Genomic DNA, 17634 nt, shown 5'->3' with positions numbered 1-17634 from the left:
ACGGAGTTTGAGATGTCCGGCATCCGGAACAGCGTGACGAGCGCAGACCTTCAGGACGCAGTTCAGAACGCAGCCCGTGCCATTCCTCCCGTCTGGCCCCTGGCGTCGAGCGTCGCCGTCAATCCCTATCTCGGCCAAACCGGGCTGGGCCTCGCCGAGACGGGAGCACTGCTGGCCAGGGTGGCCGGAGCCCGGGTGACCATGCCGCGCAGCTGGTACCGGGAGAAGATCGCCACCGGGCAGGTGTCCGACGAAGATCTCGCCGCCGCGTTGCTGCGGGCTCCTGCGCAGATGCGCCCGAAGAGCGTCGACGCCCTGAAGCAGGCGGCGGGCCAGGAAAGCCCGGCTCCGTCTGCACTTCCGACGATCGCGGACCTCTCCGCCCGGGCCTCCTCCATTGACTGGCCGGGCCTGATCGCCACCGGATTTGGGGCATGGGCCGCCGGCTTTTTCGATGAGGGCCAGGCGCTCTGGCAGGCGCCGCGCGGCGGTGGCGCGTACAGGGCCTGGCGCGCCACGGCGATGCACGACCTCACGCCCGAGATCGCCGGCCTCTCGGGCTTCGCGTCCCACGTGGCGCAGTTGCCCGAGAACGCCTCGGCTGCGATCGAGCATATAGCGGTCCGGCTTCGGCTCCGGCCCGACGCGCTTCAGACCTATTTCCACCAGCTTCTGGCGGGCCTTGGAGGGTGGGCGCAATTCGCGCGGTATCGGCTGTGGCAGGCCGAGCTGGCGGGCGGCACCGACGAGACGATCCACGACCTGCTCGCGATCCGGCTCGTGTGGGAAGACGCTTTGCTCCGCCAGTACGGCTCCCAGGTGGCTGCGGACTGGGAGAAGGCCCTGGCCGGGCACGCCGCGCCGGTTGCGGCCACGCCGGATCTCGTCGTGGATGCAATCCTGCAGGAGGCGGCCGAATTGTCCGCCCAACGCGCGCTTGCCCGTACGCTGGAGGGCGTCTCGCAGCAGATGCCGGCGGACAGGCCGGCGCTGCAGGCTGCCTTCTGCATCGACGTGCGCTCCGAGGTCTTCCGCCGTGCTCTCGAGAGCCTCAGCCCAAACATCAGGACCCTGGGTTTCGCCGGCTTTTTCGGCCTGACCACGGCTCACCGGAGGTTCGCCTCGGACGTCGAGGAACTGCGGCTTCCCGTGCTGCTCAATCCCGGTCTCAGGTCGTGTTCAGGCGTCTCCGACGACGCCGACCGGTCGGCACGCTTCAGGGCGAGGGCGAAGCGCGCCTGGGGGCGGTTCAAGCTTGCCGCCGTCTCGTCCTTCGCCTTCGTCGAGGCCACCGGACCGGTCTATGCCGGGAAGCTCGTGACCGACGCCCTCGGGCTTCAGGGCACGCCGGTTCCGAACGATCCGGCCCCGCGTCTCGATCCGGCGCTGGACCTTCCAGCCCGCCTGAAGGCCGCTGAAACGATACTCCGGGCGATGTCGCTGACCGGGCCGTTTGCGAGGCTGGTCCTGCTGGCCGGGCACGGTGCGAACGTCGTCAACAACCCGCATGCCAGCGCCCTGCACTGCGGCGCCTGCGGCGGTTATTCCGGCGAGGTGAACGCGAGGCTGCTCGCCGCCCTCCTGAACGATCCGGAGGTGCGGACAGGTCTCGTCGCTTCCGGCATCGAGATCCCCGCGGATACCGTGTTCGTTGGAGCCCTGCACGACACGACGACCGACGATGTCACACTTTACGCGCAGGATGTCCCGCTGCCTTCGCACGCACGCGACCTCGACCAGGCCAGGGCCTGGCTCAAGACCGCCGGTCATCTGGCCCGGACCGAGAGGGCCTTGAGACTGCCGCGGGCCCGCCAGGCCGGTTCTGTTCCGAAGCGCAGCAAGGACTGGGCTGAGACACGGCCGGAATGGGCGCTTGCCGGGTGCCGTGCCTTCATCGCGGCCCCGCGGGCGCGGACGGCAGGCAAGTCGCTGGGCGGATTTGCCTTCCTTCACGACTACGACTGGGAGGACGACAAGACTTTCGGGGTGCTGGAGCTCATCATGACGGCTCCAGTGGTGGTCGCGAGCTGGATCAGCATGCAGTACTACGGCTCGACGGTTTCGCCCGATGTCTTCGGTGCCGGCAACAAGCTCCTGCACAACGTCACCGGTGGCGTGGGCGTAGTGGAAGGGAATGGCGGCAACCTGCGGGCCGGCCTGCCTTGGCAGTCGGTTCACGACGGTGAACGCTATGCGCACGAGCCGCTGCGGCTCTCGGTGTGCATCGAAGCGCCGCGGGAAGCGATGACGGACATCCTGAAGCGCAACCCGGGTGTACGCGCGCTCTTCGACAACGGCTGGCTGCACCTGTTCGCTCTGGACGAAAGGGGTCACATGGCCTGGCGGTATGCTGGCGATCTCGAATGGGCGCCCTTCGAATCGGGCCACCATGGTTCTGAGAAGGCGTATCTGAGAGCCGCAAGCTGATCTGTGCGGAACTCTGGAACGGCTTGGACAGAACGTCGCTTCTCCTGGCCGCTCCGCCACGGTCAGTAACCGCGAGCATGGATATCGGGGGCGAACACCGCAGCGAAATGCCGGAGCGGAATGCCCACCTTCGGCCCGACGAGGCGGGCGAGCCTGCTTTCCGCCTCCGCCCGCGGCCTGTATGCAGGCGCACGACGTGGGCGAGGCGAGCATGATCCCCTGGGAACTGCTGGATACGGCCGAGATGCCGGGCGAAGGTGGCCAGCTCCGCCTGATGCGGCGCGGTGGCGAGTACGCCATCCGGCTCGGGCACACGGACCTCATGAACAGCCGGCTCAGCGGATCGGAGGAAGCGCTGGCGGCGCTGACTTGCGAGAGACTTGGCGATGCCGGTCGGGCCCGCGTGCTGGTGGGCGGGCTGGGGATGGGCTTCACGCTGCGTGCGGCGCAGAAGGCCCTCGGCCCGGGAGCCCGCATCGACGTGGCGGAACTCGTGCCGGCGGTGGTGGACTGGGCACGCGGCCCGATGGCGTCGCTGTTCGGGGACAGTCTGGCCGATGCGCGCGTTCAGGTGCTCGTCGGTGACGTCATGGACGTGATCCGCAAGTCGCCCAGGGGATACGACGCCATTCTGCTGGACGTCGACAATGGTCCGGAAGGGCTGACCCGCGCGGCCAATGATGCTCTCTACGACGTGCGCGGTCTGGCCGACGCCTTCGCCGCGCTGCGGCCGGGTGGTGTGCTGTCGGTATGGTCTGCGTCGCCCGACCGCAGTTTCACCCAGCGCCTCATGCGGGCCGGGTTCATGGTCGAGGAGGCCGTCGTCAAAGCCGACCGCGGCAGGCGAGGGGCCCGGCACGTCATCTGGCTGGCAACCCGGCCCGGGCGGTCCTGAGGACAGCGCTGGCAGCGCGTGGGCCTGAAAAGCAAGGGCCCAAAAAGAAATGCCCCGCCGGGGAGGTCCAACCGGCGGGGCACAGCTTGTGGGACGCCCGAGGGCGCCTCGGTCGCGTCGTGACTTACGCCGCCGCGATGTTGTTGACGGCGACCTTGCCCGAGCGGCGGTCTTCGGCGGTGTCGAAGGCAACCTTCTGCCCCTCGACGAGGCCGCGCATGCCGGCGCGCTCAAGAGCCGTGGCGTGGACGAAGACGTCCTTGCTGCCGTCGTCCGGCTGAATGAAGCCGAAGCCCTTCTGGTCGTTGTAGAACTTGACGGTACCCGTGTTCATGCGATGTCCTTTCATGCAAGGCGCGTTCTTCCAGGCGCTCGAAGCGTCCCGGAACTCCGATAGATCGATGTTTGGAGAGATTGACTCTGAACGTGCGCCAGGCAGTGCGAGGCGTAGCGGCCAAGTTTTCCGGCCAAATGTCGATGGACACCTTGTGACCGCTTCCGGCCGGAAAAGCAAGTCTTCTTTGCAGATCGAAAAATCTTGCTCAGCAGACTTGCTTCCGCACGGAGTCGCTCACGCTGGCGCAACCTTCTTCTTCCGCGGCGCAGGCTTGGGCTTTGCGGCCGTCGCCTCTGCGGCCTCGCGGGCCGCCGTCGCGTCCCTCTCCATGCGAAGCGCGCGCAGGCGCTCCGTCTTGGCGACGAACTGACGTTCGGCGATTCGCTGCTCCTCGACGCGCCTGTCTGTTTCGAGCTGCCGCTGTGCGGTCTTGTCGAAAAGGGCAGACGCCTTTCGGCGCGCACTGCGTTGGGCTGCGGTTCCTGTGCTGGACATCGCGATCTCTCCTCTCCGGGCGTTGATGAAGCCCTGTTCGCGTCCGCTCAGCGTGCTCTGGCCTTGCGTGCGCTGTAGCGCGCATCGCGCGCTGCTTTCTGCCGGGCTGCGAGTTCGATGGCCTCGGCGGCTTTGGTCTCGGCCTGCAGAGTTGCTTCCCGCTCCTGGGCGGCCTTCTGCTCGGCTACTTCCGCTTCTTTGATGGCGCGCAGGCGGGCCTTCTCGGCGGCGCGAATGGCGCGCGCCTCCTCGCGCTCACGCAGGGCGGCCTGGCGGGCCTCCACTGCGGCGGGATCGCGGGCCGGGTTGTCCTGGAAGGCGGAGAGGGCCTGCTTGCGTGCTGCCGCGGCCTGGTTGGCGCGGGTTGCGTGGGATGGTTCCCTGTAGGACGGCATTCTGATTCCTTGCGTTTGCGGCACTTCGTTCCCGACGGGGCCCCGCTGCCTTGCGCGGCCCTGTCGTGTCCGGTCCAGCCTGGGCGCGACGCGCTGCGGCCGGGACGGCATGTCTCCGGGATGAACCCGGCTTATTCGTTGGCGGTACCCGGCTTGCGCCGGCAGACACCGCGAGTGTGGCGCTCGATGGCCGCGAGCGCGTCGTCCACCGAGGTATAGGGGCCGGTCCTGAGCCCGGCCATCGCTTCCACGGCGTGCCCCTCAGGGCGAATGGTGAAGGCTCGCGGCTCGCTCTCGGTGACCGTGCCCATGGTCCGGCCGAGAAGATCGGTGAGGGTCCATTCCCCGCCTTCGGAGCGGGAGACGATCAGGTCCATGCCCGTCGCCCCGCCGGAAACGGCGGCTGCACCTAGTGCTTCCCGCCGGACGGCTTCTGAATGATCAGGCCCTTCGTCGAAGGCGCCGCCGCAATGGTCTTCGGCTTTTCCTTCTTGGGCTTCTTGGTCTCGCGATTACCGCGCTGTTCGCCTTTTGCCATGTCGTCCTCCGATTGCCCCGCGTGCGGCGGCGCTCGCTCAGATCGCCCCGATATCGATGACCAGCCTGGTCTTCCCGCCGGCGCCATAAGCCCGCGTCGCGGCCTCATGAATGCTGTGCCGGTTGGCATTGAACACCGACAGGCAGTTCGCCTCGTCGTCAGGCATGCCCGGCCGGAAAGAACCGAGGGCCTCGCAGGTCACCACGCAGGCGACCTCGAAAGCGCCGTCATGGCCCCAGAAGCGCACCGCCCTGTGGACGCCGTCGAAACTCGAGCTGGGGTTCACGAACGCGAGCATGATGACCTCCCGGCCTCGCCTGCCGCCTTCACCGTGGAGACGGGCGCATGGCGGCTTCAATGATCTTGCGGGCCTGCGAGGGTTCCAGCCCGTACCTCGCGACCAGCATGGCGACGAGATCGTCATCGCATTCGACGGCAGCCAGGTCGTCCGCAGTCAGCCTGCTCCACTTTTTCGCCAGCAGCCGCAATTCCCGCTTCCGGGTCTCGGCAGGCGCCAGCGTCGGCGCGCCCATGTAGTCCGGCCAATCGTTTCCGCTCATCGCGCAGCCGGATCCATGGCCGCGCCTCTGCCGTTCATGCGCACGCGCACACCGGACATGGCCGGCATGGGCAACTGGATCATAGGCGGCATGAACGACATTTCTGCGGAAGCCCGGAAGCGTCCGCTCGGAGACTGGTCACGGGAGAAGCGAGCGCCGAGAAGCATTCTCGAACACGGGCCGCCCTGCTGTCGGGAATGAGCCGCCCATTGGCTGCCCTTCGCAGCCTGCAGGGATCCTATAGCACAAAGGACGCCCGAGCGCAGGAAGTATTTCTAAGCGCAGTCAGAAGACGCGCAAGCTGGCGAAGACGTTCCGCAGATGCCCACTCGACATCACGCCGATCGCATCCTTCTACAGTGAGCAGGTCTCACCGTCCGGCCATCGCCTCGCCGCCGGAGTCCGGCAGCATGATCTCGCTGAGGGCAGCGCCTGCAAGACAATCGTCGAAGTCCCGGGCGATCCGCGCGCGCATGTCGGCGGTGCGATACGCTTCGGGCAGGCGGCCCATCCTGTGCTCCACGAACACGTCCTTCAAGGTGTCGGCGAAAGCCGTCTGGCGCCCGCCCGGCCAGGTCATCTCGGTCTTCTTCTGAAGTTCGGGCGAGGCCTCGAAGATCGTGTGACCTTCCTTGATCGTCTCGACCACCTTGAGGCCGGCTAGCGTCTCGGGATCGACCGCTGTCGGATCATTGGAGAGCACGACGAGGTCGGCCAGCTTGCCGACCTCCAGTGACCCCTTGCGCGCGCCTTCGAACTGCTGCCAGGCCGGCCAGATGGTCATGGCCTTCAGCGCGGTGATCACGTCGACACGCTGTGCCGGGCCGATGATGTCGCCGGAGCGAGACCGCCGCGTCACCGTCGCCGAAAGAACCCGCATGGAATCCGGGAAGGCGACAGGCGCGTCGTGGTGGGAGGCGAAAATCATGCCCCGCTTCACCAGCCACCCCGTCGGCGAGATGTTGTCGGCGAGGTCCGGCCCCACCGTGTGATCTCGGTGCCAGTCGCCCCAATAGAAGGTGTGCATCGGGAAGACGGATGGAAAGATTTCCAGCCGCCGGATCGCGTCCACCTGATCCTCGCGCAGGAACTGGCCGTGGATGAGCGTCAGGCGTCGGTCGGGATCGCCGGTCCCGTACTTTGCGATCGCCCGGTCCGCGCCGGCGATCAGGGAATCGGTCGCGGCCTCGCCGTTGGAGTGGACGAGGAGCGGTACGTGATTGGCAAAGGCCCAGTCTATCGCGTCGGCCGTCTCGACGGGCGTCGTCGAATTGTAGCCGACATAGCCGGGAGGGTAGTCGCCGACGGGCGCGTAGTAGGGGCGGTCCCGCCACGCCGTGAAGCCCTGCGGAGAGCCGTCGATGACGAGCTTGCCGCCCGCGATGCGCATCCTGTCGACATAGTCGCGGCTGGTGTTCTTGCGGACGAACTCGCGGTCTGCTGCCACGAGCGGATAGACGGCCACGTCGACCTTGAAGCCGCCTTCGCTCGCCAGCTGCCGCATGGCCCGCGCCGTGGCCGGTATCGCTGCGCCCTCCTGCGCGGTGGTGTAACCGAAACGGGCCCAGAGTTCGGCGCCTGCCCGCGCCATCTCCTTGGCGCCGGCAGGTCCCACGCGGGCCAGCAGCTTCATGAGGGCGGCGGCGTGAGCCGTCTCCTCCAGCACTCCATTGGGCTGGCCGTCCGCCTCGCGCTTGATGACGCCGCCAGCCGGATCCTTTGTCTCGCGGGTGTAGCCGACGTCCTCGAGCGCCTTGGAATTCGCGGCACCGAGATGGCCTGACTGGTGGATGATGTAGACAGGAAACTCGGTCGATATCGCGTCGAGATCCTGGCGCGTGGGCGCGCGGTGCTCGGCGAGGGTGGAGGGGTCCCAGCCAAAGCCGATGACGAGACCGAACTTCTCGACCTTGTCGCGGTTTGCGGCGATCCACTCGCGCAGCGTCTGCTGCAGAGCGGCGATGCTCTCCACCTTGCCGTCGGGGGGCGCGAGAAGGTTTGCCGAAAGCGCCTGAAGCCCGCCGCCGAAGACATGGCCGTGCGCGTCGAAGAAGCCGGGCACCATCGCCCGCCCCGCGAGGTCGATGGTCTTGGTGTCGGGGCCCTTGAACGCCATCACGTCGGCTGTATTGCCGACCGAGAGAATCTTGCCGTCCTTTTCGGCGAGGGCCTCGGCCCGCATCGCGGCATCGTTCATCGTCAGGATCGGCCCGCCCGTCCAGATTTTGTCTGCCTGCGTCTGTGCGTGACCGGGGGCGATGGCGCTGACGAACAGCGCAAGCGCGGCGGGACATGCGCGGATACGGGCCATGACAGATCTCCCTGCGACCAGCGGCACCGGAAACCTAAAGCTTTGCCTTATCTGCTTCTAGTCAAAGTTGCGCGGAGCGGTTCAGACAACCGAGTTGTGAAAAGGGGCGCTCCGGCGAAACGACGGGATAAGGCGGCCGCCGGCCGTTGCTCGATTCCGCGGCAAAACCCCACGACGGCACGATACCGATGTCGGATTTTCGTTTCCCGGATCGTCCTCTGGCCGCAGGAAAGAGCTTCAGGAGGAACCGCCGATGGCCATCGCCAAGAACATCGTCTGCATCTGGTACGACAAGGACGCCGAGGCAGCCGCCCGCTTTTACGCCGCCACTTTCCCCGACAGTGCAGTCGCCGCCGTGCATCGTGCGCCGACGGACTATCCATCCGGCAAGGCCGGAGACGTGCTGACCGTGCAGTTCACGGTCGCGGGCATTCCCTGCCTGGGTCTCAACGGCGGTACCATGTTCAAGCACTCCGAGGCCTTCTCCTTCCAGATCGCGACAGACGACCAGGAGGAGACGGACCGGTACTGGAACGCGATCGTCGGAAACGGTGGCCAGGAAAGTGCCTGCGGCTGGTGCAAGGACAGGTGGGGGATCTCGTGGCAGATCACCCCGCGCGCGCTGACCAGCGCGATGGCGGCCGGAGGCGAGGAGGCCAAGCGTGTTTTCCAGGCGATGATGACGATGCGCAAGATCGACATCGCTGCCATCGAGGCGGCCCGGCGCGGGTGACGCGGCGGTCAGCCCCGCTCCGGGCCTCTGGCCATCCGGAAGACCTGGAAGCCGCCGTCCTGCTGAGCAGGCTTCTAGGCCTCCTCCAGCAGGGCGGCGATGGCGTCCAGCATCTGCGTATCGTCGCCGGCCATGCCGCCCATCGACGCCATCCGGGCGATCGCGACCGCCGCGATCCTCTCCTCCACGGTGCCCTCGGCGTAGGCGTAGTAGATGAGCGCGTGCCGCCCGTCGCGGTGGCAGCGGCCCTCGATCTGGGCGAGCTGGATGGCGCTGTGGCGCATGTCGTGCACGATGAGCGAGCGTTCCCTGTCACCGCCGGGCATCTCTCCCTGGTGCAGGGATATGCTCTCCGTCACGGTGAAGACGACGGCGTCCAGCTGCCCCGTCTGGAAGGCGAGCCGCGTGTTCTCGTTCTCGTTTCCCGGGCGCTCGCCGTTGATCTCGCCCACCTTCCAGCCGCGGCCGCGCAGGGCTTCCGCCAGCATCGCGCTGGTCTCGAGGAAGGCGACCGACAGGGCGACCTGCAACTCGTCGTCCAGCAGGTCGGAGGCGAAGTCGGCCGTGCCGGGTACCCGCAGCAGGCTCGCCTTCTGCCGGAAGCGCAGGTCGGCGGCCCATCCCTGCGGCATCCGCGTGCTGCCTCCGGCCAGGCCGAGCTCGTGGCGGAATGCGCGCCAGGTGGCGTCGTAGAGCCTGCGCCCCTCCCGGTCGAGCGCGACGGGGGCGAGCTCGCGCTGCACTTCGGGCCAGCCTGCGATGTCCTCCGGCCGCCTGCGCAGGCCGATCGCGCCGGGCCCTGCATAGAGCAGCCGCGCCATGGTCCGGCGGTCCGCCTCGTTCGGCTCCCAGGACCAGTTCTTCCAGCGGCCCTTGGCCCTGCCGATCCGCAGCCGCTTCATCAGCCCGCGGAACCCGTCGAGGCCGTCATCGTCGCCTGATCCGGCCAGCAGCGGCGCGAGATAGGACAGCTCGTGAGGGGCCTGACCGGCCGTGGCGCTCATGTAGATGGTGAAGGCCGCGGCCCCGGCCACCTTGCGGCATACCTGGCCCTGCTGTGAGTTCGGGTTCCTGATCCGGTGCGCCTCGTCGATCACGACGATGGGCCATGTCCGCTTCAGCGTGCCGAGCTTCGCGAGTTCGTTGTTCTTTGCCCGCGTCGAGCGCTTGTTGCTCGCCGGCGGCGGTGCCATCAGCGACTTCGTCTTTTCGAAGTTGATGAGGGTGACCGATTTTCCCGCGGGCGGGAAATGCGCGATGGTCCGCGTCCATTGCGGCATCGCGCCCTTCGGGCAGATGACGAGCACCTCTTTCTCGGGCATGGCGGCGACGGCGCTCCAGGCCGAGAGCGTCTTCCCCAGCCCGGTCATGTCGCCCAGCAGGAAACCTCGACGTCCCGCCGCCTGGGCGGCGAGAATGGCATTCCGCGCGGCATCCTGATGCGGGCGCGGGACGAATGTGAAGCTGGGCTCGGCGGTCACCGCTTCTCCTCAGCGCAATTTGCAGGGAAAGTCGAGACGGCGGATCGTCCGTCGCACAGGGCTGAACGCCGGGGGAGTGCATTGCACCATGGAGATCAAGCGCAGCGGTTCGCAACCGTCCGTCACGCCGCCCGAGAGCTGGATCCGCGGGGCGGCGCGGCTCGACCCGATCCACAGCGCCCCGGCCCCGGCGCGAGCGGTGGCGCTGACCCTCACCTTCGAGCCCGGCGCGCGGACGGCGTGGCACTCCCATCCTCTCGGCCAGATCCTCGCCGTCGTCTCGGGCCGCAGCCGCGTCCAGGTCTGGGGCGGACCGGTCGAGGAGATTTCCCCCGGTGACGTCGTCTGGATCGAGCCGGGCGAGAAGCACTGGCACGGTGCCACGGAGACGGCTGGCACGTCCCAGCTCGCCATCCAGGAAATGCTGGACGGCCGCATGACCGACTGGATGGAACACGTGAACGAAGGCGAGGCCGAAAGGTCCTGACCAGGGCACTCGGGCGCAAGTGGAGGTCAGGGGGCGTCGAGGAAGTTCAGCACGGCGGCGTTGAACAGCGCCGGGTCCTGAAGGAACGCGAAGTGGCTGGTGTTTGGCAGGATCAGCAGCCCGGCGAGGGGGATCGTGGCGGCCATGTACTCTGTGTGCTCGCGCTTGATGGCCTCGTCATGGTCCCCATCGGCGATGAGGACGGGCGTGGTGATCCCCTTCAGCTGCTCGTCGGTCCAGTTGGGCTGGCTCTCCCACATGTGGCTGATCTGCTCGACGAAGCTGTCATACTCCTTCGGCGTTGGCGATAGCTCCTCATACTCCTTGCGCCCGCGCGCGATGAAGGCGGCGAAGGTCGGGTTGGTCAGCACGTCGTCCTTGACGCCGGACGTCACGGTGTTGGCGGCAAAGGCAAACACCCGGCGCACGCGGTCCCTGTGACGCAGCGCGAGGTCGATGCCAATGATTGCGCCGTCGCTCCAGCCGACGATGTCGGCTTTCTCGATGCCCAGCGTGTCCAGCAGGTCGACCACATCGTCGGTCATCAGGTCATAGCCGAAGGGCTGCGCATCACGCGTGCTGCGGCCATGGCCTCGGCTGTCGACGAGGATGACCTTGTGGGCGGGCGCGAGCGCCTCCACCTGGTGGCCCCAGTAGTTCGAATTGGCGAGCCCGCCGTGGAGAAGGACGACCGGTGGGCCACTGCCGACGGTGGCGAAGTAGAGCCTGACTCCGTTGACCTCTGCATAGCCCGTGGTCGCGCCTTGCACGGGCGGCGGGGTCGAGGGCAGCGTCTGCCAGCGCTCGGCGGCCGCGACCGGCAGGACCACGATAGCGATCAGGAGTGCTGCGAGTAATCCGCGCATAGCCCAGCTCCCGCGAATGCGTCGGTTTGAGCGGCTGTCCGGCTCAATCCCGCCACCGACCGTAAAGTGCACCGGCGTGTCCAGTCCACGCTGATCGTCTTGTGATTGCACTTCAAATGACGGGCAAAGTGCCTGCCAGATGTGCAAACCAAGCTTGATGTTGATGTTCGTCAGTTATCCACAACGCTTGATCGACTCATCCGTGGACGGAATCAGGGGCCTCCGATTAGCTCGCCGCAGTTGTGTTCAGTGGAGTCGCGACTTCCTCAACGACGCGAAGCATTCCAGCACCTCAGGCGGCGAGAATGGTGCGACCCAAAACGATCCTGTCCCGATCGGAGCTCGAAGCGGCGAGCGAATTCGCGGCGCGTGCCGGTTTGAGCCTCGAGCAGTGGCTCTATGCTCTGGCCTCGGTGCCCGATCGCAACGGCGCTCCGTCTTCCGCTCCCGAGGCCCCTCGCGAGACGCCGCGCCATGGGGGCGACCCGTTCGCCCGGCCACGCTTTTTCAGCGAGCAGCCTCGCCATCCTGATCCCCGGTTTGCCGAACCCAGACATCCCGACGCCAGACATCCCGACCCCAGGTACCCCGACCCCCGGTATCCCGATCTGAGGGCCACCGAGGCATCCGTCGTCTCCGAGACTCGTGGTCTTCTGGAGGCGTCCGAGCAGCGGACGGCAGAAGCGCTCGCCAAGCTTCTCGGTTGGGTCGAGACCTCATCGTCGCGGACGGAAGGCGAGATTGGCCGCATCGCCGATACTTGCGGGAAGATCTCCGACAGCGTCCGCTCATCCCTCGACGTCATCAACCAGCGGCTCAGCACGGTCGAGCATACCGTCAAGGCGGGCAATGGAGGCGCCATCCCGGACCTCCTGCAAAGGATCGAGAACCGGATCGCCCAGCTGGAGCACACGCGCCGACCCGGCGTTGACCCCGCTGAACTGTCGGAAGCCTTCTCGGAATTCGAGCAGCGGCTCGACGGGATCGCGCGATACATGGAGGCTTCCCAGCGAACCTCCACGGGTCAGTCGGAACGGCTGAACGTCATCGAGACCGCGCTGGCGCTGGCGCTGAAGCGGATGGAGGCCACCGCCGATCAAGCCGCCGATGCGGCTCGCCTGCGCAGCCAGCAGGCTCCCTCCCAGGCCGCTAAGCACGCCGCATGGGACAGCCGCGAGGCGGAGCGCAGCCTCGAGCTCCAGGAGGTTCATGCAGCGATCCAGCAGCTGCAGGGCTCGATCAACGTGGCCGTGCCCAAGATCAACGCAGCGGCCGAGAGCGTGCTTTCCAGCGTCGCTTCGGCCATCCCGCAGGAAATCTACGCGGTCTCCCACCGCCTGGATTCCGTCGACCGGCAGCTGGGCGCGCTCGGCAACAAGGTCGACCCGCTCGCCGGGCTGAATGCCGAGATCCCCGGCATCAGGGCCGAGCTCGCCAGGATCGCGGCTGCCATGCAGCCGGACCTGCAGGCGAAGCTCGAGGCGCTCGAGGAGAGCGTCAACACCATCATCGACTCGTTCAGGCGCGTCGACGACAGCTACCGCGAGAGCAGGACCGCGAACGACAGCATCGTCGAGCTGATCGGGCGGATCGGCGAAATCCAGTCTTCCGTCGACGACATCACCGCCCGCCTGCCCGGCAACATCGGCACGCTTCTCGAACTGGCCAAGAAGGGCACGTCGCAGGCCAATGTCGTCGAGAGCCTGGACCGGCTGCACGAGCGGATGTCAGGCCTGTCGGCCGACCATTCCGCACCCCGCGAGGTGCTCCGCCGGCTAGACAGCCTCGAGAATGCGATCCGGACCACGGGTTTCGACTCGCTCGTCGAGGACGCGACCAGCAAAGTCGCGGCCAACCTGAACGACCAGATTGCCGACACGATCAAGAGCGTCTTCGACACGTTCGAGCGCAACACCAAGTGCGACACGATCCTGAACACGATCAATTCGCGCTTGACCGAAGTTCTGCAGTCGCCAGATCTCGCGAAGTCACAGCCGCAGACCGCCGCTGCAGCGGTCCACGCGACCATGAGGTCGGCCGCAGCGCCACAGCCTGCGCCCGCGCAGCCGGCCCCACCCCCGGTAACGGTGTCGCGGGAGGACGAGGCCTCACGTCTGGCCAGGGCGCTCAAGGCGGCCGAGCGCGCCCGCGACGAGGTTCCGCCGGAGCCTCGTGCACCGGCGGCCCCGCAGCCGGACGACTATGCGGCGCGGCTCGCCCAGGTGACCGGCGGCGCCTATCGCCCCCAGCCTGCCATGCGGGCGGCCGCCGCGAGCGCCGACATATCCGTCAGGCGCTCGGCGCCGCAACCGGAAGTCGCTCCCGCCACACAGGTGCTGCGCGACCCGCCGGCCCCCGAGGGTTTGCGCCTCCAGAACCAGGTTCCGCCGGCACCTCCACCCGCAACCGAGGTCGAAAGGGAGCCCGCGAAGCGTGGGCGCCGTGGCAAGCTCCCCATCGCGGCCGCTTCCATCGTGGCGCTGATGGCTGGCCTCGGCTGGGCTGCGGCGGCCAAATATGGCGACAGCCCCCAGCTCGCAGCCATGCTGGACCGGCTGAAGTCGATGGATCACGTCGACGAGGTGCTGGCGCTCTTCCAGGCGAAGGAGCCACGTTCCGGCAGGGAGCATGTCGCCGCCATTCCGGCACCCATGCCGGACATTCCGCCGCCGGCCACCCTCGACCCGGTCTCGCCGATGGCACAGCCGGCCGCCTTTCCGTCAGCGGAACCGTCCGGCGGTTCGCGGGCGTCCGACCGGAAGGACGCCAAGGCCCACGTGGTGATCGACACGCCTCCGCCCGTGCCTGTGTCCGTGCCGCTTCCGCCCGTCCGGGTCAGCACCAAGGCAGAGCCCGAGCGGGCGCCTTTCCCGCCAGTTGTGGAAGTGAGCCAGAACCGCGGCGACATCGAAAATGCGAAGCCCGCAGCCGTGAAGGCTGATGTCGAGGCTGCCGCGACATCGGCGCCGGATGCCGACGGGCTGGAGCGCAGCCGCGAGGAGAAGGCGAGCGTCACGGGAAGCATCGGTACCGCGGATGGTGTGTCGGCTGGCGCGGCATCTCCCGTCGTGCAGAAGTGCCCCGACTACGAAACCGCCGTCATCAGCACGGGCGTGACGCGCTGCGCGCCCGAGCGGCAGGCGGTCACTCCCGAGCGGCGCTCCGAGATTGCGCCCAAGGCGGCTCCCGAGAAGCGCCGCCTGGCATCGATCACGCCCGCGCCTGCGGCGCTGCCCGCCGGCAATCCGCTCGTGCACAAGCCGACCCTGACGGCTGTCGAGAAGGCGTTCTTCTCGAAGCCGTTGCAGGAGGCGCTGGTCGCCGACGATCCGGTGGCGGCCTACGATGCCGGCATGCGGCTGCTGCTCGGCAAGGGCGTGCCGCGCGACAGCAAGGCAGCGACGCGTTGGCTTCAGGCAGCGGCCGAGGAGGGACTGGCGCCAGCCCAGTATGAACTGGGCAGCATCTACGAACTCGGCACGGGCATTCCCAAGGACATTCCGCTGGCCATGGAGTGGTACGAAAAGGCTGCTCGCGGCGGAAACGTCAAAGCGATGCACAATCTGGGCGCGCTGCTCTCCGATTCCAGCGTAGGCACGCCGGACATGGCCGGCGCGGCTCACTGGTTCCGCAAGGCGGCCGAGTACGGGGTGCGCGAAAGCCAGTACAATATGGGCTTCCTCTGCGTGCGCGGCGTCGGTGTTCCGCAGGACCTGACGGAGGCCTATCTCTGGTTCTCGCTCGCGGCAGCGCAGGGCGACACCAACGCGCTCAAGAAGAAGCAGATGGTGACTGGGCTCCTTGACGAGGAAAGCCTCTCCAAGGCGAAGAGCAAGGTCGACATGTTCCAGGGCAGCATCCCCGACCTCTCGGCCAATGCAGTCGACGTGACCGGCCGTCCATGGTCCGGCAAGAAGAAAGTGGTGGGCAGCTGACGGCCCGGCGGCACCCTCGCCGGCCGGATCCGACAAATCGATCCGTTGCCGCCGCCGGACGTTCACCACCTTTGTTGCGACTTCAGCAAAGCCTGTGCTGTAGACCCACCGGGTAAGCCGCTCCGGCAGGGGTCCAGATCGATGTCCGTGTCTTCCATCTCCAGCTCTTCGGCTGCCTCTTCGGCAGCCCCGGTGCAGCGTGCGCCGACCGTCCGCCAGAACGACGGGGATGCCGACGACGGGCGCGCGGCTCCGAAGTCACAGCCGCAGACCTCCTCGCCCCCGCCGGCTCCCGGCACCGGCCAGCGGGTCGACGTCAAGGCCTGACCACCGCGCTCCGCGTCAGTCCGGCCACCGCAGAAGCCGGTTCACCGCGTCGTCGCAGTCCGGCTCCGTCGAAGGCAGCCCACGCGCCTCGCGAAGCGTGTCTGCCAGCCTTCGTGCCACGATCTCCGCCTCTCCCGGATGCAAATTGCAGGGATCGAGGTGGACGTGGCCCCTGTCGGCCTCATCGTCGCGGACCATGACGGGCGGAGTGCCTCGCGCCAGTGCCGCGGCAAACCCGGCCGCCGTGAAACCGCTCTCCGGCAGAAGGGTGAGCTCCAGCCGGTCGAGCGGATTGCCCGTGAAGTCCGGCACGATGCGAGCAACCACACTTCGAAATGGCGCGAGCGCCGAGAGCCAGAGGTCGAGGGCTTCCCTCTCGCGCCGCCGGATCCCGGCATGGTCACGCCTCTCCCAGGCGTCCAGCGCGGCCATGACGCCAGCCACGCTCTCCTTGCCGACCTTCATGCCCCGCCCGATGCCGCGGTTCTGCAGGTATGCTGCCCGCACGAGGTCCTTGCAGCCGGCGACGATCCCGCTGGTCGGGCCGCCGAGGAATTTGTGGCCGCTGTAGAGCACGATGTCGGCACCAGCAGCGAGAAAGCCCCTCAAATCGTACTCCGAGGCGGCATCGACGATGACCGGGACGCCCTTGGCCCGGCATGCCGCGCTGAAGTCATGGAGAGGGAGCATCCCGCTCTGCACCGTGTGGTGCGAGACGACGTAGAGCGCCGCGGCCGTCCTTTCGCCGAGGGCGGCCTCGAGCTGATAGCGGTGGCCCTGGCTCACATTGCCCACGGGAACGACTCTGGCGCCGGTGAGCCGGATCGATTGCTCGACGGGCGCGCCGTAGCTGACGCAGTGGCCCGCCAGGATCACGACCTCGTTGCGCAGGCCGGTGGTGTCGGGCAGTCGTTCGACAGCGGCGAGGTCTGTCCGCGTCATCGCCCCGGCAATGCTCATCGCCATGCCGGCTGCGCAGCTCGCCGAGACGAACCCGGCCTCCGCGCCGGTGAGCCGGGAGATCACTTCGCCGGCCCGCCGCTGGAGGTCGTCGATCTCGACGAACTCCGTCGCGATCGCGGCCATCGCCTGCACCGCCTCCGGAACCATGATCGACGCGCCCAGCGCCGTCATCGTGCCGGACACGTTGATGATCGGTCTCAGACCGAGTTCACGCCGGATGTCGCGTGTCCCGCCCGTGTCCATGCAGGGTGCCTGCCGTCAGAGATCGATCGAGAAGATGGCCTCGATCTCGACCGAGATGCCGAGCGGGAGCGAACCCATTCCCACGGCGGACCGGGCATGGCGGCCCTTGTCCTCGAGCACCGCCACGAACAGGTCCGAGCAGCCATTGATGACCTGGGGATGCTCGCCGAACTCCGGCGTGGCGTTGACCATTCCGAGCACCTTGACGACGCGTCGCACGCGGCCGAGGTCCCCCAGGGCCATGTGCGCCACTGACAGCAGGTTCAGCCCCGTCAAACGCGCATCGTCATAGGCCTGCTCGGTCGTCCTGTTCGCCCCCACCTTGCCCGTCCGCAGGGAGCCATCCGCCTCGCGCGGTCCCTGGCCGGAGATGTAGAGCGTCGAGCCGTCGATCACGAAGGGCACGTAGTTGGCGACCGGGGTGGCCGGGGTCAGGAGGGAAAGTCCGAGTTCCTGGAGCCTGTCGTAGGGCGTCATCGCGTTCTCCCGCGCCTTCAGCGCTTCATGCGTTGCACGGTAGCATCACCGGAGGGGGGGCTGCCTAGTGATCTCGCCGCGCTGGATCGGCGATGCGGCCGAAGCATGGGGCCGCGATGTCGTGGGGGCTGGCATCCCCGGCGCGGATGGCTCGCCGGCAGCCG

General features: G+C 67.7%; 18 protein-coding genes. 6 read left to right on the top strand and 12 right to left on the bottom strand.

Features of this window, described 5'->3' with window-relative positions; all coding sequences use genetic code 11:
• The first annotated feature begins 12 nt into the window (after positions 1-12).
• Positions 13-2427, top strand: a complete 2415-nt coding sequence (locus AC5JCN_RS04370; protein ID WP_495753804.1) for a YbcC family protein — start codon at positions 13-15, stop codon at positions 2425-2427.
• Positions 2428-2638: 211 nt separating this feature from the next.
• Complete coding sequence (locus AC5JCN_RS04365; RefSeq protein ID WP_495753803.1) at positions 2639-3322, top strand: spermidine synthase; 684 nt, start codon at positions 2639-2641, stop codon at positions 3320-3322.
• 124 nt (positions 3323-3446) lie between these two features.
• On the opposite strand, the gene AC5JCN_RS04360 is transcribed toward AC5JCN_RS04365, so the two are convergent.
• From AC5JCN_RS04360 to AC5JCN_RS04325, 8 genes are all read right to left on the bottom strand, one after another.
• Complete coding sequence (locus AC5JCN_RS04360; protein ID WP_495753802.1) at positions 3447-3656, bottom strand: cold-shock protein; 210 nt, start codon at positions 3654-3656, stop codon at positions 3447-3449.
• Between the two features lie 237 nt (positions 3657-3893).
• The gene (locus AC5JCN_RS04355; protein ID WP_495753801.1) at positions 3894-4154 is read right to left on the bottom strand and encodes a hypothetical protein; all 261 of its coding nucleotides are present in this window, start codon (positions 4152-4154) and stop codon (positions 3894-3896) included.
• A 47-nt stretch (positions 4155-4201) separates the two neighbouring features.
• Complete coding sequence (locus tag AC5JCN_RS04350; RefSeq protein ID WP_495753800.1) at positions 4202-4549, bottom strand: DUF6481 family protein; 348 nt, start codon at positions 4547-4549, stop codon at positions 4202-4204.
• Positions 4550-4680: 131 nt separating this feature from the next.
• Positions 4681-4926: a hypothetical protein gene (locus AC5JCN_RS04345; protein WP_495753799.1), complete on the bottom strand. Its 246-nt coding sequence runs from the start codon at positions 4924-4926 to the stop codon at positions 4681-4683.
• Between the two features lie 32 nt (positions 4927-4958).
• A complete protein-coding gene (locus AC5JCN_RS04340; RefSeq protein ID WP_495753798.1) occupies positions 4959-5087 on the bottom strand; it encodes a hypothetical protein in 129 nt (42 codons plus the stop codon).
• Positions 5088-5124: 37 nt separating this feature from the next.
• On the bottom strand, positions 5125-5385 hold the full coding sequence (locus AC5JCN_RS04335) for a DUF1488 family protein (RefSeq protein ID WP_495753797.1): 261 nt from the start codon (positions 5383-5385) through the stop codon (positions 5125-5127).
• A gap of 28 nt (positions 5386-5413) precedes the next feature.
• Complete coding sequence (locus AC5JCN_RS04330; RefSeq protein WP_495753796.1) at positions 5414-5647, bottom strand: CsbD family protein; 234 nt, start codon at positions 5645-5647, stop codon at positions 5414-5416.
• Positions 5648-6017: 370 nt separating this feature from the next.
• On the bottom strand, positions 6018-7958 hold the full coding sequence (locus tag AC5JCN_RS04325; RefSeq protein ID WP_495753795.1) for an amidohydrolase: 1941 nt from the start codon (positions 7956-7958) through the stop codon (positions 6018-6020).
• 253 nt (positions 7959-8211) lie between these two features.
• Here AC5JCN_RS04325 and AC5JCN_RS04320 point away from each other — a divergent pair, with 253 nt between their 5' ends.
• Positions 8212-8691, top strand: coding sequence for a VOC family protein (locus AC5JCN_RS04320; protein ID WP_495753794.1), 480 nt, complete (start codon positions 8212-8214; stop codon positions 8689-8691).
• A gap of 74 nt (positions 8692-8765) precedes the next feature.
• Here AC5JCN_RS04320 and AC5JCN_RS04315 read toward each other — a convergent pair whose 3' ends face one another.
• Positions 8766-10172, bottom strand: coding sequence for an SNF2-related protein (locus AC5JCN_RS04315; RefSeq protein WP_495753793.1), 1407 nt, complete (start codon positions 10170-10172; stop codon positions 8766-8768).
• An 88-nt stretch (positions 10173-10260) separates the two neighbouring features.
• On the opposite strand from AC5JCN_RS04315, the gene AC5JCN_RS04310 reads away from it, so the two are divergent.
• Positions 10261-10659, top strand: a complete 399-nt coding sequence (locus AC5JCN_RS04310; protein WP_495753792.1) for a (R)-mandelonitrile lyase — start codon at positions 10261-10263, stop codon at positions 10657-10659.
• A gap of 26 nt (positions 10660-10685) precedes the next feature.
• On the opposite strand, the gene AC5JCN_RS04305 is transcribed toward AC5JCN_RS04310, so the two are convergent.
• Positions 10686-11525, bottom strand: a complete 840-nt coding sequence (locus tag AC5JCN_RS04305; protein ID WP_495753791.1) for an alpha/beta fold hydrolase — start codon at positions 11523-11525, stop codon at positions 10686-10688.
• Positions 11526-11830: 305 nt separating this feature from the next.
• On the opposite strand from AC5JCN_RS04305, the gene AC5JCN_RS04300 reads away from it, so the two are divergent.
• Entirely contained in the window at positions 11831-15460 is a 3630-nt protein-coding gene (locus AC5JCN_RS04300; protein ID WP_495753790.1) for a tetratricopeptide repeat protein, read from the top strand.
• A gap of 141 nt (positions 15461-15601) precedes the next feature.
• Positions 15602-15787 carry a hypothetical protein gene (locus AC5JCN_RS04295; RefSeq protein ID WP_495753789.1) on the top strand — a complete coding sequence of 62 codons (186 nt, stop codon included), beginning with the start codon at positions 15602-15604 and terminating at the stop codon, positions 15785-15787.
• Positions 15788-15802: 15 nt separating this feature from the next.
• Here AC5JCN_RS04295 and AC5JCN_RS04290 read toward each other — a convergent pair whose 3' ends face one another.
• Complete coding sequence (locus AC5JCN_RS04290) at positions 15803-16993, bottom strand: aminotransferase class V-fold PLP-dependent enzyme (protein ID WP_495753788.1); 1191 nt, start codon at positions 16991-16993, stop codon at positions 15803-15805.
• A gap of 15 nt (positions 16994-17008) precedes the next feature.
• Positions 17009-17470, bottom strand: coding sequence for a RidA family protein (locus AC5JCN_RS04285; protein ID WP_495753787.1), 462 nt, complete (start codon positions 17468-17470; stop codon positions 17009-17011).
• Positions 17471-17634 lie beyond the last annotated feature (164 nt).

The sequence above is a fragment of the Alsobacter sp. genome (genome assembly GCF_059501845.1).
Note: the sequence above shows the minus strand (reverse complement) of the source record. Positions and strands in the feature narration are given on the sequence as shown.

Excerpts from the sequence above, each read along its gene's own strand:
- AC5JCN_RS04370 (WP_495753804.1), top strand. The coding sequence starts at position 13 with ATGTCCGGCATCCGGAACAGCGTGACGAGCGCAGACCTTCAGGACGCA.
- AC5JCN_RS04365 (WP_495753803.1), top strand. The coding sequence starts at position 2,639 with ATGATCCCCTGGGAACTGCTGGATACGGCCGAGATGCCGGGCGAAGGT.
- AC5JCN_RS04360 (WP_495753802.1), bottom strand. The coding sequence starts at position 3,656 with ATGAACACGGGTACCGTCAAGTTCTACAACGACCAGAAGGGCTTCGGC.
- AC5JCN_RS04355 (WP_495753801.1), bottom strand. The coding sequence starts at position 4,154 with ATGTCCAGCACAGGAACCGCAGCCCAACGCAGTGCGCGCCGAAAGGCG.
- AC5JCN_RS04350 (WP_495753800.1), bottom strand. The coding sequence starts at position 4,549 with ATGCCGTCCTACAGGGAACCATCCCACGCAACCCGCGCCAACCAGGCC.
- AC5JCN_RS04345 (WP_495753799.1), bottom strand. The coding sequence starts at position 4,926 with ATGGACCTGATCGTCTCCCGCTCCGAAGGCGGGGAATGGACCCTCACC.
- AC5JCN_RS04340 (WP_495753798.1), bottom strand. The coding sequence starts at position 5,087 with ATGGCAAAAGGCGAACAGCGCGGTAATCGCGAGACCAAGAAGCCCAAG.
- AC5JCN_RS04335 (WP_495753797.1), bottom strand. The coding sequence starts at position 5,385 with ATGCTCGCGTTCGTGAACCCCAGCTCGAGTTTCGACGGCGTCCACAGG.
- AC5JCN_RS04330 (WP_495753796.1), bottom strand. The coding sequence starts at position 5,647 with ATGAGCGGAAACGATTGGCCGGACTACATGGGCGCGCCGACGCTGGCG.
- AC5JCN_RS04325 (WP_495753795.1), bottom strand. The coding sequence starts at position 7,958 with ATGGCCCGTATCCGCGCATGTCCCGCCGCGCTTGCGCTGTTCGTCAGC.
- AC5JCN_RS04320 (WP_495753794.1), top strand. The coding sequence starts at position 8,212 with ATGGCCATCGCCAAGAACATCGTCTGCATCTGGTACGACAAGGACGCC.
- AC5JCN_RS04310 (WP_495753792.1), top strand. The coding sequence starts at position 10,261 with ATGGAGATCAAGCGCAGCGGTTCGCAACCGTCCGTCACGCCGCCCGAG.
- AC5JCN_RS04305 (WP_495753791.1), bottom strand. The coding sequence starts at position 11,525 with ATGCGCGGATTACTCGCAGCACTCCTGATCGCTATCGTGGTCCTGCCG.
- AC5JCN_RS04300 (WP_495753790.1), top strand. The coding sequence starts at position 11,831 with ATGGTGCGACCCAAAACGATCCTGTCCCGATCGGAGCTCGAAGCGGCG.
- AC5JCN_RS04295 (WP_495753789.1), top strand. The coding sequence starts at position 15,602 with ATGTCCGTGTCTTCCATCTCCAGCTCTTCGGCTGCCTCTTCGGCAGCC.
- AC5JCN_RS04290 (WP_495753788.1), bottom strand. The coding sequence starts at position 16,993 with ATGGACACGGGCGGGACACGCGACATCCGGCGTGAACTCGGTCTGAGA.
- AC5JCN_RS04285 (WP_495753787.1), bottom strand. The coding sequence starts at position 17,470 with ATGACGCCCTACGACAGGCTCCAGGAACTCGGACTTTCCCTCCTGACC.